Source organism: Mycolicibacterium vaccae NBRC 14118 = CIP 105934, assembly GCF_001552715.1.
GTDB classification, from domain to species: Bacteria; Actinomycetota; Actinomycetes; order Mycobacteriales; family Mycobacteriaceae; genus Mycobacterium; species Mycobacterium vaccae.
Map to the genome: position 1 here is coordinate 37530 of NZ_BCRS01000012.1, position 24237 is coordinate 61766.

20 protein-coding genes and 1 riboswitch are annotated in these 24237 nt (G+C 68.7%); of the genes, 8 read left to right on the forward strand and 12 right to left on the reverse strand.

Annotated elements, in window-relative coordinates; translation table 11 throughout:
* Positions 1–17 precede the first annotated feature (17 nt).
* The 3 genes from MVA01S_RS04225 to MVA01S_RS04235 are packed head-to-tail and all read left to right on the forward strand — an operon-like array spanning position 18 to position 3789.
* A complete protein-coding gene (locus tag MVA01S_RS04225; RefSeq protein ID WP_003929005.1) occupies positions 18–1214 on the forward strand; it encodes an acyl-CoA dehydrogenase family protein in 1197 nt (398 codons plus the stop codon).
* Positions 1211–2671, forward strand: a complete 1461-nt coding sequence (locus MVA01S_RS04230) for an aldehyde dehydrogenase family protein (RefSeq protein WP_003929006.1) — start codon at positions 1211–1213, stop codon at positions 2669–2671. Before MVA01S_RS04225 ends, MVA01S_RS04230 begins: the two co-directional genes overlap by 4 nt.
* Complete coding sequence (locus MVA01S_RS04235) at positions 2668–3789, forward strand: CaiB/BaiF CoA transferase family protein (RefSeq protein ID WP_003929007.1); 1122 nt, start codon at positions 2668–2670, stop codon at positions 3787–3789. Before MVA01S_RS04230 ends, MVA01S_RS04235 begins: the two co-directional genes overlap by 4 nt.
* Here the strand turns inward: MVA01S_RS04235 and MVA01S_RS04240 are convergent.
* The 9 genes from MVA01S_RS04240 to MVA01S_RS04280 form a co-directional block, all read right to left on the reverse strand.
* Positions 3731–5236, reverse strand: a complete 1506-nt coding sequence (locus MVA01S_RS04240; RefSeq protein ID WP_003929008.1) for a PucR family transcriptional regulator — start codon at positions 5234–5236, stop codon at positions 3731–3733. The genes MVA01S_RS04235 and MVA01S_RS04240 overlap by 59 nt on opposite strands.
* A complete protein-coding gene (locus MVA01S_RS04245; RefSeq protein ID WP_003929009.1) occupies positions 5233–6090 on the reverse strand; it encodes a gamma-glutamyl-gamma-aminobutyrate hydrolase family protein in 858 nt (285 codons plus the stop codon). The genes MVA01S_RS04240 and MVA01S_RS04245 overlap by 4 nt, the downstream gene beginning before the upstream one ends.
* Positions 6087–6800: a gamma-glutamyl-gamma-aminobutyrate hydrolase family protein gene (locus MVA01S_RS04250; protein WP_003929010.1), complete on the reverse strand. Its 714-nt coding sequence runs from the start codon at positions 6798–6800 to the stop codon at positions 6087–6089. The genes MVA01S_RS04245 and MVA01S_RS04250 overlap by 4 nt, the downstream gene beginning before the upstream one ends.
* The gene (locus MVA01S_RS04255; RefSeq protein ID WP_003929011.1) at positions 6801–7508 is read right to left on the reverse strand and encodes an ABC transporter substrate-binding protein; all 708 of its coding nucleotides are present in this window, start codon (positions 7506–7508) and stop codon (positions 6801–6803) included.
* On the reverse strand, positions 7505–8890 hold the full coding sequence (locus tag MVA01S_RS04260; protein WP_003929012.1) for a glutamine synthetase family protein: 1386 nt from the start codon (positions 8888–8890) through the stop codon (positions 7505–7507). The genes MVA01S_RS04255 and MVA01S_RS04260 overlap by 4 nt, the downstream gene beginning before the upstream one ends.
* A 6-nt stretch (positions 8891–8896) precedes the next feature.
* Positions 8897–9085, reverse strand: a complete 189-nt coding sequence (locus tag MVA01S_RS04265) for a ferredoxin (protein WP_003929013.1) — start codon at positions 9083–9085, stop codon at positions 8897–8899.
* A 12-nt stretch (positions 9086–9097) separates the two neighbouring features.
* On the reverse strand, positions 9098–10300 hold the full coding sequence (locus tag MVA01S_RS04270; protein WP_003929014.1) for a cytochrome P450: 1203 nt from the start codon (positions 10298–10300) through the stop codon (positions 9098–9100).
* Between the two features lie 108 nt (positions 10301–10408).
* Positions 10409–11161: a PDC sensor domain-containing protein gene (locus tag MVA01S_RS04275; RefSeq protein WP_003929015.1), complete on the reverse strand. Its 753-nt coding sequence runs from the start codon at positions 11159–11161 to the stop codon at positions 10409–10411.
* Positions 11161–11907, reverse strand: coding sequence for a FadR/GntR family transcriptional regulator (locus tag MVA01S_RS04280; RefSeq protein WP_003929016.1), 747 nt, complete (start codon positions 11905–11907; stop codon positions 11161–11163). Before MVA01S_RS04280 ends, MVA01S_RS04275 begins: the two co-directional genes overlap by 1 nt.
* 149 nt (positions 11908–12056) lie before the next feature.
* On the opposite strand from MVA01S_RS04280, the gene MVA01S_RS04285 reads away from it, so the two are divergent.
* Together MVA01S_RS04285 and MVA01S_RS04290 are read left to right on the forward strand one after the other, a co-directional pair.
* Positions 12057–13565 (forward strand): APC family permease, encoded by a 1509-nt coding sequence (locus MVA01S_RS04285; protein WP_003929017.1) that lies wholly within the window; start codon positions 12057–12059, stop codon positions 13563–13565.
* 11 nt (positions 13566–13576) lie between these two features.
* On the forward strand, positions 13577–14938 hold the full coding sequence (locus tag MVA01S_RS04290) for an NAD-dependent succinate-semialdehyde dehydrogenase (protein ID WP_003929018.1): 1362 nt from the start codon (positions 13577–13579) through the stop codon (positions 14936–14938).
* An 11-nt stretch (positions 14939–14949) separates the two neighbouring features.
* On the opposite strand, the gene MVA01S_RS04295 is transcribed toward MVA01S_RS04290, so the two are convergent.
* A complete protein-coding gene (locus tag MVA01S_RS04295) occupies positions 14950–16305 on the reverse strand; it encodes a PE-PPE domain-containing protein (RefSeq protein WP_003929019.1) in 1356 nt (451 codons plus the stop codon).
* Positions 16306–16802: 497 nt separating this feature from the next.
* Positions 16803–18053 carry a PE-PPE domain-containing protein gene (locus tag MVA01S_RS04300; RefSeq protein WP_003929020.1) on the reverse strand — a complete coding sequence of 417 codons (1251 nt, stop codon included), beginning with the start codon at positions 18051–18053 and terminating at the stop codon, positions 16803–16805.
* A 583-nt stretch (positions 18054–18636) separates the two neighbouring features.
* A riboswitch (cobalamin riboswitch) is annotated at positions 18637–18822 on the forward strand.
* A gap of 167 nt (positions 18823–18989) precedes the next feature.
* Here MVA01S_RS04300 and MVA01S_RS04305 point away from each other — a divergent pair.
* From MVA01S_RS04305 to MVA01S_RS04315, 3 genes are read left to right on the forward strand one after another with little or no spacing between them, the layout of a single operon-like run.
* The gene (locus MVA01S_RS04305) at positions 18990–19856 is read left to right on the forward strand and encodes an ABC transporter substrate-binding protein (RefSeq protein WP_237024354.1); all 867 of its coding nucleotides are present in this window, start codon (positions 18990–18992) and stop codon (positions 19854–19856) included.
* Complete coding sequence (locus MVA01S_RS04310) at positions 19853–20950, forward strand: FecCD family ABC transporter permease (RefSeq protein WP_003929022.1); 1098 nt, start codon at positions 19853–19855, stop codon at positions 20948–20950. The genes MVA01S_RS04305 and MVA01S_RS04310 overlap by 4 nt, the downstream gene beginning before the upstream one ends.
* Positions 20947–21753, forward strand: a complete 807-nt coding sequence (locus tag MVA01S_RS04315) for an ABC transporter ATP-binding protein (RefSeq protein ID WP_040540262.1) — start codon at positions 20947–20949, stop codon at positions 21751–21753. Before MVA01S_RS04310 ends, MVA01S_RS04315 begins: the two co-directional genes overlap by 4 nt.
* A 22-nt stretch (positions 21754–21775) precedes the next feature.
* Here MVA01S_RS04315 and MVA01S_RS04320 read toward each other — a convergent pair whose 3' ends face one another.
* Positions 21776–24019, reverse strand: coding sequence for a SpoIIE family protein phosphatase (locus tag MVA01S_RS04320; protein WP_003929024.1), 2244 nt, complete (start codon positions 24017–24019; stop codon positions 21776–21778).
* Between the last annotated feature and the right edge of the window lie 218 nt (positions 24020–24237).

Sequence of the window (24237 nt, forward strand, 5' to 3'; positions counted from 1 at the left end):
GATCAGGAGATGACCCGATGACCACCACGACACCGCCGCGCAGGAAGTCCGTGTACGCACCGCTGGAACTGTTCGACACCGCCCGGCTTCTCGAGCACGACGAACGCGAGATCGCCTCCACAGTGAGGAAATTCGTCGACATCGAACTGCGGCCGAACATCGAGGGCTGGTTCGAGTCGGCCACGCTGCCCCGGGAACTGGGGCGGCGCTTCGGCGAACTCGGGGTGCTGGGCATGCACCTGCAGGGCTACGGCTGTGCGGGCACCAACGCCGTCGGCTACGGGCTGGCGTGCCTGGAACTGGAGGCCGGTGACAGCGGGTTCCGCAGTTTCGTCTCCGTGCAGGGCTCGCTGTCGATGTTCTCGATCCACCGCTACGGCTCCGAGGACCAGAAGAACGAGTGGCTGCCACGGCTGGCCTCGGGCGAGGCGATCGGCTGCTTCGGCCTCACCGAACCCGACTTCGGGTCCAACCCGGCCGGCATGCGCACCCGCGCCCGCCGCGACGGCCGCGACTGGGTGCTCAACGGCACCAAGATGTGGATCACCAACGGCAACCTGGCCGACGTGGCGACGGTCTGGGCGCAGACCGACGACGGGATCCGGGGCTTCCTGGTACCCACGGACACGCCGGGGTTCACCGCGAACCCGATCCACCGCAAGCTCTCGCTGCGGGCGTCGGTGACTTCGGAACTGGTGCTGGACAACGTCCGGCTGCCCGAGTCGGCGCAGCTGCCGGAAGCGGTCGGGCTGAGCGCCCCGCTGTCGTGCCTCAACGAGGCCCGCTTCGGCATCGTGTTCGGCGCGCTCGGCGCCGCCCGCGACAGCCTGGAGACCACGATCGCCTACACCCGGACCCGGGACGTGTTCGACAGGCCGCTGGCCGGTTATCAGCTGACGCAGGAGAAACTGGCCAACATGACCCTCGAACTCGGCAAGGCGATGCTGCTGGCCATCCACCTGGGCCGGATGAAGGACGCCGGCGGCGTGCTCCCGGAGCAGATCAGTCTCGGCAAGCTCAACAATGTCCGCGAGGCACTGGCGATCGCCCGCGAATGCCGCACCCTGCTGGGTGGCAGCGGCATCACCCTGGAGTACTCGCCCCTGCGCCACGCCAACAACCTGGAGTCGGTGCTGACCTACGAGGGCACCTCGGAGATGCACCTGCTGTCCATCGGCAAGGCGCTGACCGGCCACGCGGCGTTCCGCTCATGACGGCGCCGGTCCGCCATCTCGTCGACGGGCGGTGGATCGCCGGGGACGGTGAACCGCTGCGCAGCGTCAACCCGGCCCACCCGCGGGTCGTGGTCGCCGAGGGCGGTGCCGCGCTACCCGCGGACGTCGACACGGCCATGGCCGCGGCCGCTGGTGCCGCACCGGCGTGGGCGGCCACCCCGATCCACCAGCGGGGCGCGATGCTGTCGGCCGCCGCGGACGTCGTCGAGCGCAACGCCGAACAGTGGGGCCTCGAACTCGCCACCGAGGAGGGCAAGACGCGCGCCGAAGGCGTCGGCGAGGTGCGCCGCGCGGCGCAGATCCTGCGCTACTACGCCAACGAGGGCGACCGCAGCGCCGGCGAGCTCTACGCGTCCCCGCGCGCCGGGGAACAGATCCTGGTCACGCGCAGACCGCTCGGGGTCGTCGGGATCATCACCCCGTTCAACTTCCCGATCGCGATCCCGGCCTGGAAGATCGCCCCCGCGCTGGTCTACGGCAACACTGTGGTGTGGAAGCCGGCCAGCACTGTGCCGTTGCTGGCGATCCGGCTCGCGCAGGCGTTCACCGAGGCGGGCCTGCCACCGGGTGTGCTCAACCTGTTGATCGGCGACTCCGACGTCGGCGAGGCCATCGTCGGCCACGCCGGGATCGACGGGATCTCGTTCACCGGTTCGACCGCGGTCGGCCGGCGCATCGCGGCCTCGGCCGCGGCACGCGGCGTGCCCGCACAGGCCGAGATGGGCGGCAAGAACGCCGCGGTGGTGCTCGACGACGCCGACCTCGATCTCGCGGTGGAGCAGGTGATGCTCGGCGCGTTCCGGTCCACCGGCCAGAAGTGCACCGCCACTTCGCGTCTGATCGTCACCCCGGGGATCGCCGACGCGTTCCTGGATGCGCTCCTCACCCGCGCCGAGACGCTGCAGGTGGGCGACCCCGTAGACGACACCACGCAGATGGGTCCGGTGATCAGCGCGGCCGCACAACAGTCCGTGACCGGCGGGGTCGACACCGCCGTCACGCAGGGCGCCACGGTGCTGACCGGCGGCCGGCCCTACCCGGACGGGCCGCTGGCCGACGGCTACTTCGTCGCCCCCACGATCCTCCAACTCGACGGCGAACCCGCCGACGTGTGGACCGACGAACTGTTCGGCCCGGTGCTGGCGGTGCGGCGGGCCGCCGACGCCGAGGACGCGTTCGCCTTGGCCGACGACAGCGAATTCGGGCTTTCCGCAGCCGTGTTCACCCAGGACCTGACGCGCGCGCTGCAGGCCGTCGACCGGATCGACGTCGGGGTTCTGCACGTCAACTCCGAGTCCGCCGGGGCCGACCCGCACGTGCCGTTCGGCGGGGCCAAGAAGAGTGGGCTCGGCCCCAAAGAGCAGGGCACCGCCGCCCGCGAGTTCTTCACCCACACCACCACCGTGTACCTGCGCGGCGGGACGGCCCGACCGTGACCGGTGCGCTCGACGGCATCGTCGTCGTGGACTTCAGCCGCGTGCTGGCCGGACCGTACGCGACGATGATGCTGGGCGACTTCGGCGCCGAGGTCGTCAAGGTCGAACGGCCCGGCGCCGGGGACGACACCCGGCAGTGGGGACCGCCCTACGATTCCTCCGGCGTGGCAACGTATTTCAACGCGGTCAACCGCAACAAGCGCTCGGTGGCCATCGACCTGTCCGATCCCGCCGGGCAGCAGACCGCACGCGACCTGGTCGCCGGTGCGGACATCGTCGTCGAGAACTTCCGGCCCGGCACCATGGAGAGACTCGGGCTGGGCTATGAGGATCTGCGCCGCGTCCGGCCCGACGTCATCTACTGCGCGATCACCGGCTTCGGCCACGGCGGCGGCGCGGCGCTGCCGGGCTACGACCTGTTGGTGCAGGCGGTCGGCGGGCTGATGAGCGTCACCGGCACCGAAGGGCAGCCCACCAAGGCGGGTGTGGCCCTGGTCGACGTGCTCGCCGGACTGCACGCGCTGAGCGGGATCCTGGCCGCGCTGGCCCACCGCGACCGCACCGGCGAGGGGCAGCGCGTGGACACCGACCTGTTCTCGGTGCTGCTGTCGTCGATGGTCAATCAGGCTTCCGGCTTCCTGGGCGCAGGCGTGGTGCCGGCGATGATGGGCAACCGGCACCCCAGCATCGCGCCGTACCAGACCTTCGACACCGCCGACCGGCCGATCGCGGTGGCCGTCGGCAATGACAGACAGTTCACCGCGTTCAGCGCCGCGATCGAACTGCCCGAGCTCGCCCGCGATCCGCGCTTCGCCACCAACCCGCTCCGGGTGGCCAACCGGGATGCGTTGTGCGCGTTGCTGGAACCGGCGTTGAAGCGGCACGGTGCCGAACACTGGTACACCACGCTGACCTCGGCCGGTGTGCCCGCGGGCCCGATCAACGACCTGTCCGAGGCATTCGCGTTCGCCGAACGGCTGGGCATCGCCGCGACGGTGCAGGTTCCGGGTAGCCCGGCCCCGCAGGTCGCCAACCCGGTGACGTTGTCGGCGACGCCGGTCACCTACCGCTGTGGTCCGCCGGTCCTCGGCGACTCCGTAGCAGTTGAGAAGCCCTGACCGCCAACCACAGCTGCGTCCGCGAGTCGGCGGAGGTCAGGTCGTCGCCGAGCAGCTGACCGATGCGCCGCATCCGGTTCCGCAGCGTGTGGCGGTGCACCTGCAACTCGGCGGCGGCGGCCTCCGCCTGGCCGTTGTGCCGCAGGAAGGCCGCCAGGGTGGCGACCAGATCCTCGTCGGCATCGCGCAGCGGGTCCAGTACCGATGCCAGCAGCCGCAATTCACCCGGCGCGCGGCTGTCCAGCAACGCCGCGAGCGGCCCGAGGTCGGCGAACTCGGTGAACTGGCCCGCCGTGGACTCGGCGGCGATCCTCGCCTGCTCCACACCCGTGGCGACCTCGGCAATCGGGACAGCCCGACTCACTCCCCCGCTCGGCCCGCGCTGACTCCCGATCAGGGTGCGGACCCGGCCGGCGCTGCCATCCGCGGGGACGACGATGACGATCTCACGGTCCGCCGTCGTCATCAGGTAGGGCCCCGCGTCGGCCAGCCGCCGACCCACGGCTTCCTCGGCGGCCAGCACCGGACCCATGTGCTGAAGCACGACCACGACGACGTCCCCGTCCGGGACGAACCCGAAGTAACGCAACAAACCCTCGTCCACGGTCTCCCGGCCCGCGAGCAGCTGCCGAGTCAACGCCGAACGCAACCGCTGCTCGGCGTCCTGCACTCTCGCCGGCTTCTCCAGTGCGATCGAGATCAGCGACACCGCATGTGCGACAAGCAGTCTGTCGGCATCTGACAGCGGCTCGGAGGTACGCACCACCAGGTGCCCGCGAACTGCCTGTGCCGCCCGCATCCGCTGAACCGTCAACCAGCCGTCCCCGTGCGGGGTGACCAACCCGCCGCGATCCCGCGCCCGCCGGGCGGTCTCGGACAGCGACGAGATCAGCTCGGCATCGGTGCTCCCGCCCGCCGCGAGCTCCCGGCCGTCGGCGGCGACGGCGACCACGACTGCCGACAGACAGTCGGCGAGTTCGCCGACCACGCCGGGGATACCTCCCCTCAGCGTCGCTCGGGCCAGCACCTCCTGTTGGTCGACCACTCGTTGCACCGAGCGCAGCTGGTCGGCCCTGACGGCGTCGATCACCACCCGGGCGATGGCGATGAACGGTGTCGAGGCCGGCACCCGCAGGATGGGGACGCCGTGCTCGTCGCCGGCGGCCAGCACCCCGGCCGGGACCTCCGCGAGCGTGGTGCCGGTGTCGACCGCCAGCGCGGCCGTCCCGGCCGCGGCCAGTCGTGCGACGTAGTCGCGCTGGGCTGCGGCGTCGGCGCCGATGTTGATCCCGGTCGTCATCACCAGCTCGCCGCCGGCCAGATACGGTGTGGGGTCGGCTAATTCGATGGCATGCGGCCACTCGATCGGTCGGTCGGCAGCCTGCGCGCCGGCAACCAGTAGCAGGCCGAGGTTCTCGTCCTGGCACAGACTGCGCGCGGTGATCACACCTGCGACGCTACGCCGGGCCTCTCCCTGGACCGCTCCGCGGCCGTGCTCTCCCTGGACCGCTCCGCGGCCGTGCCTCTCCTGGACCGCTCCGCGGCCGTGACAAACGCACCGAACAGCCGCATCCTGTCGTCCCCGGGTCCGTCCTCGTCCTCGGGATGCCACTGCACACCGAGGTAGAACTTGCCGGGATCCTCCACGCCCTCGGTGATCCCGTCGAGCGCGCGGGCGGCGACCACCAGACCGTGTCCGAGGGTGTCGACGGCCTGATGGTGGCCGTTGCGGGCGATCACCCGGTCGGTGCCCAGGATCGATGCCAGCCGGGTACCGGGCATGATGTCGACGGGTTCGTCGACGAATACCGGTTCGCCGGGCCCGCCGTGGTGCAGTGTGTAGTCGGCGATGTCGGGGACAAGCGTGCCGCCGCGGGCGACGTTGAGCAGTTGGGAGCCCCGGCAGATTCCGAAGACGGGCCGCTCGGCGGCCTCGGCAGCCGCGATGGCGGCGAACGCGTCGCGGTCGGCGCGCAGATCGATACCGTACGAATTCGGATGGGTTTCGCACACGCCGTAGCAGGAACCGTCGACATCCCCGCCGCCGAGAAGCAGCAGACCGTCGAAATCTGCTGCAGCAGAAGGGTCATCCAGTGGTGTCGTGGTGTCCCACAGCTCGTAGGAGGCGCCGAGTTCGACCAACGTCGCCAGCGCCGTCCTGGTGAACCGCGTGACCAATCCCGCGTCGTGCTCGTTGATGCCGGGGAAGTTCAGCGAGGCCAGCACACACACGTGGGCGCGCGGCGCCGACGGCACCGGCAGGTTCGGGATGACGTCCTCACGACGTACCCGGATGGTCATCGCGCTTCCTTTCTCTTGGTGGCGCGGTCCACCAGGTCGGTGAACAGCGCGGCGTCGGTGGGGCAGACGCGGTGGCGGTCCTCGGGGTGCCACTGCACGGCGACGACGTCGGCGCGGCGGTGTTCGACCGCCTCGAAGACGCCGTCTGCGGCGAGCGCGGACACCACCAACCCGGGAGCCAGCCGATCGACCGCCTGGTGATGGTAGGACGAGACGTCGATGGTCTGTTCACCGACGATGGCGTGCAATCGCGAGCCCCGCCTGACGCGCACGGGGTGAATTGCGTTGTGGTGCAGGGTCTCGGTCTCCATGACGTGCTGGTTGAGGGTGCCTCCGAGCGCGACGTTGAGCACCTGCATGCCCCGGCAGATCGCCAGTGCGGGCAGGTCCAGGTCGATCACCGCCCGCGTCACACCGAGATCGAAGTCGTCCTGGAACGTCACCGTGCCGGTGGTCTCGGGCGCCGGCTGCGCACCGTACCTGTGCGGCTCGACGTCGGCGCCGCCGGGCAGCAGCACGCCGTCGAAGCGCGCCAGCCGGCGCGGCAGCTCGGCCAGCGGGTCTGATGCCGGTCCGTGCAGCACGACGGGCTCACCGCCGGCGTCCCACACCGCCTCGCAGATCGCCTCTGCGGCAAGGGTCGCCGAGAATCTCAGGATCGGCACCTGCGCGGCCCGGCGACCCACCACCGCCACCAGCGGCCGGATCACTCACTCCCCCGCGAACGGATAGTCCAGCGTCGGCAACCACTGCTGCCAGACCTTGCGCAGCCGCCCGGTTTCGATGAGCCGGCCGAGCGCCGCGTCGATCTCGGCGAGGGTGTCCGGGCGGTTCTTGGCCACCGCAATGCCCCACCGGTTTCCGGTCTGCACCGTGAACGCCAGCTCGTAATCCGGGTGCGTGGCGCCCAGCGGGACGAACACCACGTCGTCGTCGACCACCGCGTCGACCTCCCCGGCCCGCAGCGCGGCGAGCATGTCGGCGTAGACGTCGTCGGATCCGGCGCCGAACGCCACCGGTTCGGCACCGGTGAACGTCTGCGCGAGCGCCATGTTGGTGCTGTTCTCGATCGCGGCGACCTTCCGGCCCACCAGATCCTGCGCCGACCGGATGCCCGATCCGCGCCGGACCAGCACGCCCTCGTGGAAGATCGCATACGGACGGGTGAAGTCGACCTGGGCCTGCCGCTCGGCGGTGATGCCCTGCCCGCACAGCACCGCGTCGGCCGCCCCGCGCTGCACCGACGGGATCATGTCCACCCAGGGCACCCGGACCCACTCGATCGGTCTGCCGAGTTCGGCGCCCAGCGCCTCGGCGACGCCGGGTTCGTAGCCCTGCCTTCCACTCTCCGGCGTCCACAGTGAGAACAGCGGAGGCGCCTCGGCATCCAGGCAGGCGAGTTTCAAGGCATCGGTCATGGCGTGTCGTTCCAGTACATCTCGCGCTCCCATTCGGTGACGTGTCCGCAGTACCTGGCCCATTCGTCGGCGTGGTAGTCGACGAGCAACGCCGACAGTTCCGGTCCGAACGCCTGGTTGAGCACCTGGTCGGCGCGGAAGGCGCCGATGGCTTCGCCGAGGGTCAGCGGCAGCGCCGGGAAGCGGTCGTCGGCCGGCGCGTCGTAGGACGACCCCTGCGTCGGTTCGCCGGGGTCGATGGCGTTCTTCATGCCGTCCTCGCACGCGGCCAGGATCGCCGCGTGCGACAGGTACGGGTTCACCGCGGCGTCGGGCAGCTTGTACTCCAGGCGCCCGACCGCGGACAACCGCACCGTGCAGGTCTTGTTGTCCAGCCCCCAGTTGATCCGTGACGGCGCGAACTGTCCCGCGTCCCAATAGCGTTTGTAGGAGTTCACGGTGGACCCGTTGACCAGCATGGCACCCGCGGAGTGGGCCAGCAGCCCGCCCAGGGCGTGACGCCCGACCTCGCTCAGATGCAGTTCGGTGACGCCGGGTTCGGCGAGCACGTTGACGTCGTCGTGCCAGAAGCTGAAGTTGTGGTGGCACCCGTTGCCCATCATGCCGGTGGCGGGCTTGGGCATGAAGCTGGCGTGGATGCCCAACTCGCGCGCCACCTGCTTGCAGATCTGGCGGTAGGTGGTCAGCCGGTCGGCGGTGCGGTCGGCACGGTCGTACATGAAGTTCAGTTCGACCTGGAACTCGTCTTCGTAGTCGCCCTCGATCATGTCCAGGCCCAGCGCCTGGGCGTACTCGACGACCTTCTTGACGATCGGCCGGTTCCGTTCGAGGTGTTCGATGTGGTACGCCGGGCTCGATCCAGGACGGAACTGCGCCTGCAGACCCTCACCCTGCCAGGTCATCTCGGGTTCACAGCCGGTCCGCAGCTCCAGGCCGGTGCGGTCGGTGAAGCCGGCCAGCATCCGGCGCAGCAGACCCCGGGTGTCACAGGCGAACTCAGCCCCGGCCCGTTCCGGCAGATGGTCAGGTTCGTAGAGGCGGCAGAACACGCGCGCAAACCCGGTGTCCCACGGCAGCACCGCGAAGGTCTCCAGGTCCGGGATCGCCGTGTATTCCGGCGCGTTCACCCCACCGGCGAGCAACACTCCCTCCCGGGTGCCCTGCAGGTTGGCGACCGCGGTCTGGTGTTGCTGCACCCCGCGGATCGCGAGCCGCTCGAAATGGCGTGCCGGTGCCACCTTCCCGACGACCCGGCCGGTGATGGTGACCGCTTGGAAGTACACGAATTCGACGCCGAGCTCGGCGATGGTGGACAGCGCGGCGGCGAGTTCGGGGCTGCTTGCGTTCGCCTCGCGATGGGTGTCGAGCGGGGTGGCGGTCATCGGGGTTCAGTCCTCGACCACGATGGCCTGAACCGGGCAGACGTCGGCCGCGTCTTCGACGTATGCGCGTTCGGAATCGTCGGGATTGCCGTCGTACTCCAGATTTCCGTCGTCATTGAGGGTGAAGACAGCGGGTGCGGCGATGGCGCACTGGCCGTGGTCCTGACACTTCGCGAGATCTACGGTGACGTGCATGCGGGAGTCCTTTCAGGGGGCGGGCGTGAAGGCGATGGGCAACGTGATCGGGCCCGTGTTGCCCGAGTCGGGCAACCAGGTGGCACCGGGCAGTTCCTGCGGGTCGCGCATCCGGCGGGCCAGCAGCGGCAGCGCCTCGCTCATGTCCGAGCGCGCCACGAAGTGCCCTAGGCAGTGGTGGGCGCCGCCACCGAATCCGAAGTGCGGCTTGCGCTCTACGGCGATGTCGAACCCCGGCTCGAAGACGAGTGGGTCGGTTCCGGCGGACTCGCTGTACAGGTGCACCGTGGTGCCCGCGGTGAGCAGCACGCCCTCGTACTCGAAGTCCTCCAGCACCTCACGGGTCACCCAGCGCACGGTCGGATTGACCCGCATGACCTCCTCCACGGCCTTGCCGCCGAGTTCCGGCCGCTCGGCCAGCAGTCGCCACTGGTCAGGATGGGACATGAACGTCTGCATGGCCAGGCCGAGTTGGTTACGGGTGGTGTCGAAACCACCGAAGATCAACAGCACCATGGCATCTCGTAGCTCGGTATCGCTGAGCCGACCGTCCTCGGGGCGGGATGCATTGACCAGCGTGGTGACGAAGTCATCCCGCGGGTCAGCTCGGCGATCGGCGATCAGCGCGTCGCAGTAGTCGTACAGCGTGTTGAGCGCGGCCTCGATCTTGGGCAGGTCCTGGCGGATCGTGACGCCCAGGGCCAGCCCGATCGTGGCGGACTCGGTGGCGATGACCTTCCACTCGCTCTCGGGAATGCCGAGCATGATCGCGATGACGCGGGCGGCGTAGGGTTCGGCGAACTCGCCGACGAACTCGCATCGGTCGGGTTCGGCGAAGCCGTCGATGAGCTCTTCGGCCAGCGCCTGGAATCTCGGCACCAGCCCGCCGATGAGCTTGCTGGAGAAGGCCGGGTTCATCAGCCGTCGGAGGCGGTGGTGCTCTTCGCCTTCCTTGTTCAGGATCCAGCTGGCGAACCAGTCGGCGAACGGCCCTTCGGTGACGCCGTTGTGGGCCGGCCATGCCGCGCTGCCCTGTCTGAGCTTGGGATGCTTGAGAAGACGGTTCACCTGCTCGTAGCGCAGCACGGCAAGGCCGTAGTCGGTGGTCGCATACCAGCTGCGCTCGCGGGCCGCGTGCACCTCGGCCGAGGTGATCGAGAAGGCCGGGTCGGCGACCTCGAACGCGGGGACAGAGTCGAAGATGGCCGACGACATCAGTGCTACCTCCGAGAGTGCGACCGAATTGTCATTAAATACTCTAGAAGTAGATCGTTGGAGTCAACAGCTGGAACCAGATTGGCCGTTAAGAGTCGGTTACGCGGGTCAGGATGTGGGCCCGAAGGCGTCCGCGCCGGCATCCGGCCATGCGATCGCGAGCACCCAACCCGTCCCGAGCGGCAGCTCCGCGACGTCCCGGAACCCCGCGGATTCCGGCCCCTGGCCCGCCGTGGGCATCGCAGGCAACCGGGCTCCGACGAACCACCGCGGCGTGTTGGCCGCCAGCACCCGGCGCTCGGTGTTGACCACGACGGCGTCCCCGTCGATGCGACGCAGCACGTCGAGCAGGCGGCGTTCGACCTCACCGACCACCAGGTCGGCGCCGGCGACACCCAGGAACACGCCGTCGGCCACCACCGGGATCGTCGCGGTGATCGTGTACATGTCCGATCCGCTGTAGTCCACGTACGGCCCGTAGGCCACCCGCCCCTGGCCGCGCTGGGCCAGTTGGTACCAGTCCATCTGCAGGTAGTCGTAGACGTCGATGCTCGTCGGGTCGAAGTTCAGCCGCAGCCGGGTCACCCGGTCGTTGGTGCGCTGCCACCACGCCATGTAGCGCTCCATGCCGTCGACCAGGAACGGTGCGGCGATGAAGCCCATCCCCCACACCGCGGGCTCGCGCGCCAACCGGTCGGCGAGCCGGCGGTGCAGGCCACCGAAGTGCGCCTCGCTCAACGGAGCTCGCGGCGGCCGGCAGCGCAGCACCTCCTCGGCGATCTCGCCGAGCAGCACGTAGAAGGATTCCAGGGACTGCGACGCTTCGGCGGCCGGGTCGGCCGCCGTCCGGTAGATCGTCATCAGTCGGCTCCCGTCTCGCCGGTGAGGCGCAGATGGACCTTGGTCAACCGCGGAAGCTGACCCATCACATGAGCTTCGGCGAGTCTGCGCGCCTCCGCCGCGTTCTCCGACGCCACGGCGGCCGCGATGGCGTGCTGCTCCTCGACATGGGCCGCGACGTCCAGCTCGGGCCCGTGCGGCAGCCAGACCAGTCCGGCCGCCTCGGCCTGGAGGTTGGCCTCGCGGCGGGCCAGCCGCGCCGACTGCGACGCGACCGCGACCTGGATGTGAAACCTGCTGTCGGCACGGATTCGGTCGCCCAACGTCGCGGCGGCACCGAGCTGGTCGGTCAGCGCGAACAGCCTGCGGACCGCGTACGGCGCCGCCCGCTCGGCGGCCAACCGCGCCGCCTGCCCGGACACCGCGGTGTGCTCGTCGAACAGGTCGCGCAGGTCCGAGGCACTCATCGCGGCCAGCCGCGCGGCCAGCTGGTCCACCGGCGGCCCCGCCGGACGCCGGACGAACGATCCGCCGCTGCGCCCACGGCGCGTCTCCACCAGCTGCTGCTCACGCAACGTCGAAAGGGCCTCGCGCACCGTCATCGGCGCGACCCCGAACTGCGCGGCCAGATCGATCTCGACCGGGAGACGTTCGCCGTCGTCGAGGAGGCCCAGATGGATCGCCTCGGTGATGCGCTGCACAATCTCGTCGGCGCGACCCACGGGGGCCTCGCCTGCGACGAGCGGCGACAACGACGACACGGACATCTCCCTCCCGCGCCCAGCAGTCCCGACGTCGGCAATGTACCCGATCCGAAGGCAATTCCGCCGTTTCTGTTGCCGCTTAAACAATAGGACTGTAGTTTTTCGGATCATTCGGGTTACCTGCACGTACCCACCGGCAGAAGGGCAGGCTGATGTCCACCACCCAACCCACTTCCGACGCCCGCGGCGACGACTATCGCACCCTTGACGGCCCTACCGACGCCGCCCATCTGCAGGCGCTCGGTTACACGTCGGAGTTCAAGCGGGACATGAGCCCTTGGGCGAACTTCTCGTTGGGCTTCACCTACCTGTCCCCCGTCGTCGGCATCTACACCCTGTTCGCGTTCGCGCTGGCGACCGGCGGTCCGCCGATGATCTGGAGCCTTGTCATCGTCGGCGTCGGCCAGTTGTTGGTCGCGCTGGTGTTCTCCGAGGTCGTCGCCCAGTATCCGGTCGCAGGCGGCGTCTATCCGTGGGCACGCCGGCTGTGGGGCCGCCGGTACGCGTGGATGACCGGATGGGTGTATCTGGTGGCGCTCCTGGTGACCATCGCCTCGGTGTCCTACGGCTCCGGGCCGTTCATCGCCGCCACCTTCGGCATCGACGCCACGGTGAACAACATCATCGCGTTCTCGCTGCTGCTGCTGGCCCTGGCCACCGTGATCAACTTCATGGGGACCAAAGTCCTTGCCAAGGCAGCGATCATCGGGTTCAGCGCCGAGATCATCGGGGCCCTGGTGGTCGGCGGCTGGCTGCTGATCGCACACCGCGAACACAACATCGGCATCATCTTCGACAGCTTCGGCGCCGGCGGCGACGGCGACTACATGTGGGCGTTCGCCGCGGCGGCGTTGATCGGCCTTTACCAGTACTACGGTTTCGAGGCGTGCGGCGACGTCGCCGAGGAAGTACGCGATCCCGGCCGACTCATTCCGAAAGCCATGCGCCGCACCATCTACATCGGCGGTGCCGCAGCAACTTTCGTGTGCCTGGCGTTGGTCCTCGCAGTCGCCGACATCCCCGCGGTCATCGCCGGCGAGGACACGGACCCGGTCAGCACGGTGCTCGGCGAGGCCTTCGGACCGGTCGGTTCGAAAATCATCCTGGTGATCGTGCTGATCTCGTTCCTGTCCTGCGCGATGAGCCTGCAAGCCGCCGCGAGTCGGCTCGCGTACTCGTACGGTCGGGACGAGATGATCATGGGCAGTTCGCTTCTGAAGAAGTTCTCGCCGACACGCCATGTCCCGCCGTACGCGCTGCTGCTGGCTGCCGCCGTGCCCGCGGTGATCATCATCGGGTCGAAGTTCTCCACCGACGCGATCACCAAGATCATCAGCTTCGCCGCGCTGGGCATCTACATCGGCTTCCAGATGGTGGTCCTGGCCGCGCTGCGGGCGCGGCTGAAGGGCTGGGTGCCGAGCGGCAAGTACTCACTCGGCAGGTGGGGGTTGCCGGTGAACATCGCCGCGCTCGTCTACGGCGTCATCGCGATGGTCAACATGGCCTGGCCCCGTACACCGGACGCACCGTGGTACGACAACTGGATCGTCGCACTGTCGGCCCTCGTCGTCATCGGAATCGGACTCGCCTACATGACGATTCACCCCTTGCACGACAAGAGCGCGGCGCCCTACGCCGACGCCATCCCCACCGACAGATGACGAGAGCCGCCGTGACACCCACGCAACCGCCGTATCAGACACTGAACCCCGCGACAGGTGAGGTGCTGGCGACGTTCGCCACCGCCACCGACGCCGACGTCGACACGGCGATCACCGCCGCCGACCGGGCCTATCGCGACTGGAGCGAGCAGCCATTGCAGATGCGCCAGGAGGTCGTCCGCAACGCAGGCCGGTTACTGCGGGAACGTGCCACCGAACTGGGCGAGCTGGCACGCATGGAGATGGGCAAGAGGGTCGACGAAGGCACAGGTGAGGTCGAGTTCTCCGCGTCCATCTTCGAGTTCTACGCCGACCAGGCTGCGACGCTGCTGGCCGATCAGCCCATCCCGACATTCTCGGGCGGCACCGCGATGGTCCGCCGCCGCCCGGTCGGGGTGCTGCTCGGGGTCATGCCATGGAACTTCCCCGTCTACCAGGTGGCACGATTCGCCGCGCCGAACCTGGTGCTCGGCAACACCGTTGTGCTCAAACACGCCGAATCCGTGCCACAGTGCGCGCTGGCGATCGCCGAGCTGCTGCGCGAGGCCGGGGTTCCAGATGGCGTGTACACCAACCTGTTCGCAACGTTCGACCAGGTGGAGACGATCATCGGCGATCCGCGCGTGCAGGGTGTCTCGGTGACGGGGTCTGAGCGCGCCGGGGCCGCTGTCGCCGCGACCGCCGGTCGGGCGCTGAAGAAGTGCCTGCTCGAGCTCGGCGGTTCCGACCCGTTCATTGTGCTCGACGGCGATGCCGGCGAACTCGCCCGCACCGCATGGGATTTCCGCACCTACAACATGGGCCAGGCCTGCAACTCGAACAAGCGGATGATCGTCGTTGACGACCTGTACGACGACTTCGTCGCCGCGCTGACCTCGCAGGCACGCGATCTGCGACCTGAGGACATCGCCCCGCTGTCCTCGCGTGCGGCGGCCGAGACGATCGCCGCACAGGTCGGCGATGCCGTCGACAAAGGCGCCACCCTGCACGTGGGCGGGGTACTCGCCGACGCGCCGGCGGCGTTCTACACCCCGGCCGTGCTCACCGGTGTCACCCCGGATATGCGGGCCTACACTGAGGAGCTGTTCGGACCGGTCGCAGTGGTCTACCGCGTGCGGGACGAGGACGAGGCCGTCGCGCTGGCCAACTCCTCTGCGTTCGGGCTCGGCGCCTCGGTGTTCAGCAAGGATGTCGCCCGCGCGGAGAAGGTGGCCCAGCAGCTCGACGCCGGGATGGTCAACGTCAACACCCCGGCCGGGGAAGGCCCCGACATCCCGTTCGGCGGGGTGAAGCGGTCGGGCTTCGGCCGCGAGCTGGGTGCCCTCGGCATCGACGAGTTCGTCAACAAGCAGGTCTTCATCGTCGCGGACTGAGTGCCGCCGGATCACTGCGCGGCAGCCGACTCCGATTCGGCGACATCGGCATCAGCCGCCGGACCTCCGTCGGTACCGGATTCGTCGGCTGCCTCCGCGGACGCCCCGCCGGGCTCGGTCTGTGCTGCTCCGTCGGCCCCATCGGATTCCGCCTCGGCTTCGGTGGCGTCGGTTTCGGCTTCGGTCGCCTCGGTCTCGGTGACCTCGTCGGCAACGGCTTGCTCGGACTGGTCGGCGACCTCTTCCTCGGTGCGGGCGTCTGCCTCGGTGCGGGCGTCGGTGTCGTCCCCACCCGACACGTGACCGGTCGGCGCGCCGACTGCGTCACCGGCGTCGGCGTCGGCATCGCCTTCGGAGCCGCCTTCGGAGCCGCCTTCGGAGCCGTCGACGGCCGCAGCCGCCTCAGCGTCCGCCGACTGCCGGTCCCCGTCGCCGGGCGCCACTTCCTGCTCACCCGAACCGGTGTCGGCAGCCACGGCTGCCGAGTCCTCGGTGCCGGTCTGGTCGATGTCGGGGTCGTTGCGCGTGTACCCGGCGTCGATGATCGCGCGCAGCTGCGACTCGAAGGGCCTGAGGAAGGGAAACACTCTCACCAGCGGCAGTCTCTCGGCCCGCACGAAGTAGGTGGTGGTTGTGCCACCCTGATCGTTCTTGGTGACGGTGACCGTCTTGTCCACGGTGTCCAGGTTGTCGAACATGACGGGTATGTGGACGAAGATCTCGCCCGCCAGCGCGTTGGCGACCGCGAGAGCATTCCACCACCGCTGGGGGTAGTCCGCGAACCCGTCGTACTCCCCGGTGACGTTCACAACGTCGTACGGGGTCTCCGGTTGCGGCTCGAAGGTGTAGTTGATGAACGGGTTGTACACGGAGTACGGACGCTGCAGCGTGGTGTTCTCGACGGTGTAGAACTCGACGATGTCCCGGACGGAAGCCCCGGTGTCGGCCGCCAGGTTCCCCATCACCGCATCGACGACCAAGCTGCCCGCGGAGAGGCCGACGACCGTAACCTTCTCCGTGGGAAGATAATCGCCGTCGGCGTCCTTGCTGAGCCGGTCGATCGCGAGATCGAGCTGCTTGGTGAGGTTCTCGACGCCGACATCGACCGAGGTGCTCAGCGACTGGCTGAAGAGGCCGGTGAAGGGCCATGCCTTGGCGGGCCACTGCACGCTGATCAGCTCCTGGTCGCTGAACCTTCCCCCGAGCACCGACCCCATGACCGCCTTGTTCAGTGACGGCGTGTAGATCCCACCGATCATCAGCGTCGAGGACTGGGCCGCCGCCTGCGTCGCCATGGTGGCACCGAGCAGTGTCGAGGCAAACGCCGCCCCGCACAACACACCGGCTTTGCGTGCACCGTTCTTCATAGGTATCTCCGTCCACTGCAGAAAAAGGCTTCTCGGCCGAGATCCGGCCACTCCGAAGCGTAAGTGGAGATATTTGGCACCCACCACGTTTTTGGCAAGGGTTCTAATAGCCACCGTTCTGGCAAAGCAATTCGCCGTCGCCACAATCAGATATCGACTTTCGGCTGCCCTTGACCGAGGCACACCCGAAGCGCGACAAACCCCGTGATCACCGACGCCGCACCTGGGGCCGGCTAACTCCAAGATGCCAAAACCTCTCCGCCTTCGTTGCTTGACGGCGAGGAGTGAATGGTGACAATTCTGTGAACAAGATCGAATTTTCAGCATTTGTGCCGCATGTGCAATTACTTCTCCGGCGGCCTCAATTTATGTCGGAGGTATTTTGTCGGCGGCAATCTCGCCCGCCGGACAAATCAATGCCCTTCCCTGAGTGAATACTTTGCGACCGCGAAGCCCCGGCGTGCTGCCGGGGCTTCGGGCCTGCGGACTTCGCGGGGTTACTTCGAATCCGAGGAGTCGGCGGCTTCGGCCCCGGAGTCGTCGCGGGTGGAATCCGCGGCCTCGTCGTCGTCGGTTGTCGCGTCGACGGTCCGGGCCTGCGCCGGGTCTTCGGCGGCCTGCTCATCCTCGATCGACTCCGCTACGTCCTCGGCGTCGTCCTCCACACCGGCCTCGTCAGTCTCGGCCGGAACGTCGCTGTCGGCAGGTACGTCGCTGTCGCCCGGAACCTCGGTGTCGACCGAACCGGTGTCGACCGGATCCGCCTGCGCGTCGTCACCCTCCTTCACCGGAGCGACGGCATCGGCAGGGGCGATGGCGATCTCGGGTGATTCGGCGCCTACCGCGATCGCAGCAGGTTCCGCCGCCGCGGGAGCGGCGATCAGCGTGCTCGCCGCGACGGCACGCGCGTCGTTGCGGCTGTAGGCCTTGTCGATTTTGGCCTTCAACTCCGCCTCCCGCTTGGCCAGGCTCGGGAACAGTTGCACCAAGGGCAGTTTCGCTGTGGGCACCAGGTAGTTGGTCGTGGTGCCGCCCTTCGAGTTGACATCCACCGAGACGTTCTCCGCAGGCACCTTCGAGAGGTCTGCGAACATCATCGGCACGTGGACGAAGATCGACCCCGCGATCGCGTTCATCACCGCCAGGCCGTTCCACCACCGGTCCGGGAAATCGGCCATGCCGTCGTACTCGCCCGTGACCACGATGATGTCGTACTCGGTCTCGGGTGCCGGGCGGTAGGTGTAGTCGAATTTCGAGTTGTAGCGCGTCTCGTTGATCAGCTTCTGCCTGCTGGAGTCCGCGACCAGGACGAAGGTGATGTCGTTCTTGCCCGGAGCTTCGGCGTCGGCGGCCAACTGACGCAACACCTCGTTGACGACGAGCGACCCGGCGGACAGGCCGACCACCGTGACCTTCTCACCGTCCGCACCGAGGCGGCCGAGGGCTGCGTCGATCTGGGTGTTCAGATTGTTGATGCCGAGGTTGATCGAGGCGCCCAGCGTCAGACCCTTGCTGCCGGTGTACGGCGCGGCCTGGGCCGGCCAGTGCACGCTCACGCGCTGCTGATTCTTCAGGGCTCCCCCGAGCACTTGGCTCATGACGACGTCGTGCATGGACGACGTCGCGATCCCACCGATGACAAGCGCTGAACTGCTCCCCCAGGCCGGTGCCGCGGTCGACGCCGCCAGCACACCCGAAGCAAACACTGTGCCGCACGCCACGGCTGCTTTGCGCAGACCGATTTTCATGGAGACTCCCGTTGTAAGGCGATGATTCAACGCCCCGAACGTGGCGCCCCCAAAGAGTAAGACCGCTTATGCAATGTTTGCTATTGCGACGTTGATTTTTCCAATGTACGCCGGTATAGCAAATCTGTTTACCTTCGCTCGCGTCTTGCCTCCACGTGCACCCCTCTGCATTCTCGACCCGACACTGTCGGATAGTCCCAGAACAGTTTTTGGCGTATCAAACCCTTTTTCGCAGAGAACGTGAGCATCCCCCAACCCGACACCAGCGCCCACCGTCATGAATCCAACTTGCCCATCATCTGAGATAGCTAATATCACTGGCGCATGTCAGTCGAAGTAGCTATGCAGCCGACGTTGCATCACCAGTCACTTCCGTCACTGCAACTGGCACTCGTTGCCCGATGCGGGTCGCACGCGATGGCGACGAAGAGCCGCCAGCGGGGTGGCACCACTGCTCAGCAAACGTGTCCGGAGCGCCTCGCCACCACCTTGTCCGTCGCCGGCTGCGACTCGCCCCGCCGTGGCACGCCCGTCGACCGTGGCGCACGCGCCACGGTCGGGCCAGGCCTGCCGGCAGGTCCGCTATTGTCAGCGTGGCCGGTCGGCGTGACCGGCCCCGACGAGCAGGCAGGAAGCCGGTGCGATTCCGGCATGGTCCCGCCACTGTGACCGGGGAGCGAACCCCTCGTCGACCACGGCCGGCAGGCTGGAAGGTCGGGGTGAGCATCGATCCGGGAGTCAGGATACTGCTCTCGTCGGCCCTCTCACTGGGACGTGGAGATCCCGGATGGAGCCGATGCAGTGCCTGTGATGACAGTTTCGCGACGACGCGGTGTGATCGTCTTGTCCACCGCCCTTCTCGTGGCCGCGGTAACGCCCGGATGCGGTTCCGCGGCCGATGACTCGGCAACCGCCGTGCACCACAACGGTTTCCCGGTGACCGTTGACAACTGCGGTCAAGAGATCGTGTTCGAGGCACCGCCGGAGCGCGCCGTCGGGTATTTCCAGCACCCGGTCGAGTTGATGCTCGACCTCGGGCTGCAGGACTCCGTCGTGGCGACCGTCTACCCGGACAACCCGCCGCTGCCTCGGCAGGACGCGGCCTACCGTGCGATCCCCGAGCTGTCGAGCAAGGACGCATCCTTGGAGCAAGTGCTTTCCGCCGCACCGGATTTCGTCTACGGCGGCTACGCCAGCGCGTTCGACGAGGCGGCCGGGCGGTCGCGGCAGACGTTCACCGGCGCAGGTGTCACCACGTATCTGAATCCCGAATACTGCGCGACCGAACCGATCACCATGGACGACGTGTACGGCGAGGTACGCACCATCGCGCAGATCTTCGGTGTGCAAGAGCGTGCCGGCACTCTCGTCGAGACCATGCAGTCCAGCGTGGCGGCAGCCCGGGAACGGGTCGCCGGGGTCGAACCGCTGAAGGCTTTCGTGTACGACAGCGGCGAGGACACCGCCTTCACCGCGGGTCGGCAAGGTATCGGCAACCACATCATCGACCTTGCGGGCGCGACGAACATCTTCGCCGACCTCGACGACACGTTCGCCGACGTGTCCTGGGAGCAGGTGATCCAGCGCGACCCCGACGTGATCGTCATCTACGACTACTTCGGCACGCCGTCGGTGCAACAGAAGATCGACTTTCTCAAGAGCAGAACCGAACTCGCGGACATCAGCGCGATCCGCGACGACCGCTTCGCGGTCCTGACCCTGCAGGACGCGGTGCTCGGCGTACGTGCCCCGTTCGCGGTCGAGGCCCTGGCCAGGCAACTACATCCCGACCGCTTCCGATGAGCAGGCAGGCGGTCACCGACGAGCCGAGGTCGTCCACGGCGGGCGGGCACCGGCGCCTGCCTTATCCCCTCGTGCTCGTGGGACTGTCCGCCCTCCTCGTCGCCACGGTGATCGCCGGGCTGGCGATCGGCTCCATCGCCATCCCGCCGGCCGACGTCGTGCGCAGCGTCGCGGCCGCCCTGTTGCCCTCCGCTGTCGACGCCGACGTGCCCGCGCACGTCCACACCGTGATCACCCAGGTGCGTGCGCCCCGGGTGCTCCTGGGCGCGGTGGTCGGCGCCGGCCTGGCAGTGATCGGGATGACGCTGCAGGCACTGGTGCGCAATCCGCTGGCCGAGCCCTTCCTGCTGGGCGTGTCCTCGGGCGCGTCGGTGGGCGCGGTGGCGGTGATCGTGTCCGGGGTCGGTGTGGCGGGCTGGCTCTCCCCCTCGCTGGCCGCGTTCGCCGGAGCCCTGGCAGCGTTGACCCTCGTGTACGGATTGTCCAGCGCCGCAGGACAGATCACGACCACCCGACTCGTCCTGGCCGGTGTCGCGGTGTCCTACGTGCTCTCGGCGGTCACCAGTCTGATGTTGCTGACCGCCGATACCGGCGACCGGGCGCGCCAGGTACTCACCTGGCTGCTCGGCGGATTGGGCAGCGCACGCTGGGACACGCTGTGGCTGCCGCTGACCGTGGTCGTCGCGGGGCTGATCCTGCTGCTGGCCCAGGCCCGCACCCTGAACGTGCTGCTCGCCGGTGATGCCGCCGCGACCACGATGGGCGTTGACACACCACGCTTCCGCGCCCGGATGTTCGTCCTGACCTCCTTGCTGACCGGGGTGCTGGTCGCCGCGAGCGGCCCCATCGGGTTCGTCGGGCTGATCCTGCCGCACGCCGTCCGGTTGGTCGTGGGCAGTGATCACCGGCGCGCTCTTCCGGCCGCGGCGCTGGCCGGGGCCAGCTTTCTGGTACTCGCCGACATCGCGGCGCGCACGCTGGCCTCGCCGCAGGAGATCCCGGTAGGAGTGCTGACCGCGCTGTGCGGGGGTCCGTTCTTCCTGTGGCTGCTGCGCCGGGACGCCCGCCGCGCCGCCGCCGGGGCGCAGCAGTGAACGCGGCACACGTGGAGGTCACCGACCTGCGCGTGACCCGCGGCGGTCGGCGCGTCCTGGACGGTGTGCGCGTCACCGCGCGGGCCGGAAGCATGCTCGGCGTCATCGGCCCGAACGGCTGCGGCAAGTCGACGCTGCTGCAGACCATGCTGCGGATCCTGGCTCCGGCGTCGGGCTCGATCACCGTCGACGGCGTCGACATCGGCTCGATGACCGCCCGGCACCTGGCGCGCACCGCCGCCGCTGTGCTGCAGGACGGCACCGGTGACTTCGACCTGCGCGTGCGTGACGTCGTCGCGATGGGCAGAGCGCCGCACAAGCGGATGTTCCAGGGCGACAACGCCGGCGACGACGCGGTGGTCGCCGAGTCGCTGGCCCGCGTCGACGCCACCGACCTGACCGATCGGGCATTCGCGCTGCTGTCCGGCGGTGAGCGGCAACGGGTGCTGGTGGCGCGCGCACTGGCCCAGCAGCCACGGCTGTTGGTGATGGACGAGCCGACCAACCACCTCGATGTCCGGCACCAGTTCGAGGTGCTGGCGCTGCCCGCCAGACTGGGTGTGACCGCGGTGGTCGCGCTGCACGACCTCAACCTGGCCGCCCACTACTGCGACGAGATCGTGGTGCTGCGCGACGGGGTCCAGGTGTGCGCCGGCCCGCCGGAATCCGTGCTCACCGCCGAACTCATCGCCGACGTCTGGGACGTGGCCGCCGCCGTCGGACCGCACCCACGGACCGGACGGCCACACGTGACCTTCGATCCATCGTGCGCCGCGGGGCGGGTGGTCGCCACACCGTGGTGAGGGGCGTGTCCCGCCGACGCCGTCAGCGGCGGCGCAGCGCGACGACGGTGACATCGTCGTCGGTGTGCCCTGCGGCCATCGCCGCCCAGATCGAGGAGGCGTCCCGCTGCGGCTGACGGCCGAGAGTCGCGGCCAGCAGGTCAAGACCGTCGTCGATCACCCCGCCGCGGCGCTCGACCAGCCCGTCGGAGAACATCACCAGACCGTGCCCGGCCTCGACGGTGAACTCGCTGCGCGTGTAGGACGCGCCGTTGACGCCGATCGGCGGTGAGAGCCGGATCGGTGCGGCCGTCGCAAGCGACGCCGAGTTCGTCAGATACGGCATCAGGTGGCCGGCCGCGGTGGCCTCCACGCGGCCTGAGGTGAGGTCGATCCTGGCGACGAGCACCGTGGCGAACGCCCCGGAGAGCAGGTGCACATCGAACTCGTTGAGCCGGCGCACCGCCTCGTCCGGCGCCGCGCCGGCGAACAGATGCGCGCGAAGAGCGTTGCGCAGCTGGGCCATTGTGCCCGCGACGGTGACGCCGTGCCCGGCGACGTCCCCGACCACCACGACGAGCCTGCCGTCGCGCAACTCGAATGCGTCGTACCAGTCGCCGCCGAGCCGGTCGCCCGCGGCCGGCTCGTAGTGGGCGGACAGCTCCCAGTCCGCAAGTACCGGAATCGATTTCGGCATCAGGCTGCGCTGCACCATCTCGGCGACCCGCAGCGCGCCGCTGGTGCGGTGGTACAGCGTCTCCACCAGGTGGTGGCGCATCGCGTCGGCGGACTCGATCTCGGTCTGCATCCACGGCGCACTGCGGTCGCGCACAATTTCGCGCCACCGTTCGAACGACTTACGGGGACTGAGCCGGACCTCGTCCCCCTCGCCGACCGCGATCGCCTTGTTGTGCGGGTCGCCGCCCCAGTCCACCGAATGCAGCGCTTCCCGTCGGAACCACGCAATGTACTGCCCGTCAGGAAGACTGAGCACCAGTGCGCCCGCCGCCGACGATGCGTCGCGTTCCAGTCCGGGCAGGGCCGCGTGCAGGCTCTCGGTGTGCGCGATCCCATCGGCGCCGCCACGCGTCCATTCCACCACCGCCGAGACCACCTCAGGGGGCGGCACCGATCCGCTCACCCGGCGCCGGCCCTCGATGTCGACGACGACGCCGTCGGCGGGCACCAGGTCGAGCAGGTCCGGGCCGGCGAGCAGCGCGGTGGCCAGCGGCCTGCCGGTGTCCAGTGTGGCCGTGGCGAGCTTGGCCAGCACCGCCTGCGCGGCCAGCCGTTTGTGCAGCCGGTCGTCCTCGAACTGGTCGACGAGCCGCAGCGACAGCGTCGAGCCGAGGAACTCCGCGGCCGCCCGCGCTCCGTAGGGCGGCAGGTGCGGACCGGCGTAGTGATGGCACGCGATGAGTCCCCACAGCCGGCCGTGCCGCAACAGCGAGATCGACATCGAGGCGTGCACACCCATGTTGCGCAGGTACTCCAGGTGGATGGGCGACACACTGCGCAACGTGGCATGGGTGAGGTCCAGTGGCCCCCCGCCTGCCGGATCGAGGGCCGGCACCAGCGGCGCCGGCGTGTAGTCCACGTCGGAGATCAAACGCAGCCAGTTCTTCTCGTACAACGCCCGCGCCTGGGCGGGGATGTCGGTCGCCGGGTAGTGCAGGCCGAGAAACGAGTTCAGGTCCTCGCGTTTGCATTCCGCGACGACCTCGCCGTTGTACTCCTCGTCGTAGCGGTAGATCATCACCCGGTCGAAACCGGTGAGCTCCCGCACGGCCCGGGTGGTCACCCCGTACAGGTCGGTCAGGCCCACCGCCCGGTTGAGTTCCTCGACGGAACTGCGCACCGCGGCATAGGTGTTGGGGAAGGAATAAGGCCGCTCGCCGTAGGCGATCTCGAGCTCGACCAGCAGGATTCCGCCGGCCTCGCGGTGCAGGATCGCGTCGAACGGACGCGCGGTCCCGGCGACGTCGAGCACGCATTCCACCGGGTTGCGCCGGTGCAGGTCACCGACGACCGATGCTGCCGTCGCCAGTTTGGCGGACTGGTCGGCGCCCATCAGTGCCGACAGATGCCGACCGAGCACGTCCTCCGCGGCGCGGCCGAGCACATCGGCGACGTTGGCGCTGACCTGCCGGATCTGGAAGTCCGGCTCGCCCACCACCACGAGCACCCCGCGGGGCTGGACACTGCCCGGGATGTGGATCGGCTCGCGGGCGCAGTTGTCGAGATCGATCGGGGTGCCGGCGGCGACCAGGTCGTCGTCGCCGGTCATGCAGGCAACTCGCGCGAGGCGCCGACGGACCCCGGTCCGTGCGACGACGTTCGCGCTCGACGGCCGATGGCGTGCCCTCCGCTTCGACTCAGTTGGCGGCCCGGTTCTCGGGCTACCACGCGGCGACCCTCAAACCCGTCGGGTCTTCTCAAGACGCCGATCCGTCCGACCGATCCTGCCAGCTGTAGGCACCACAACGAAAGTGGCCCCCCGGCTCG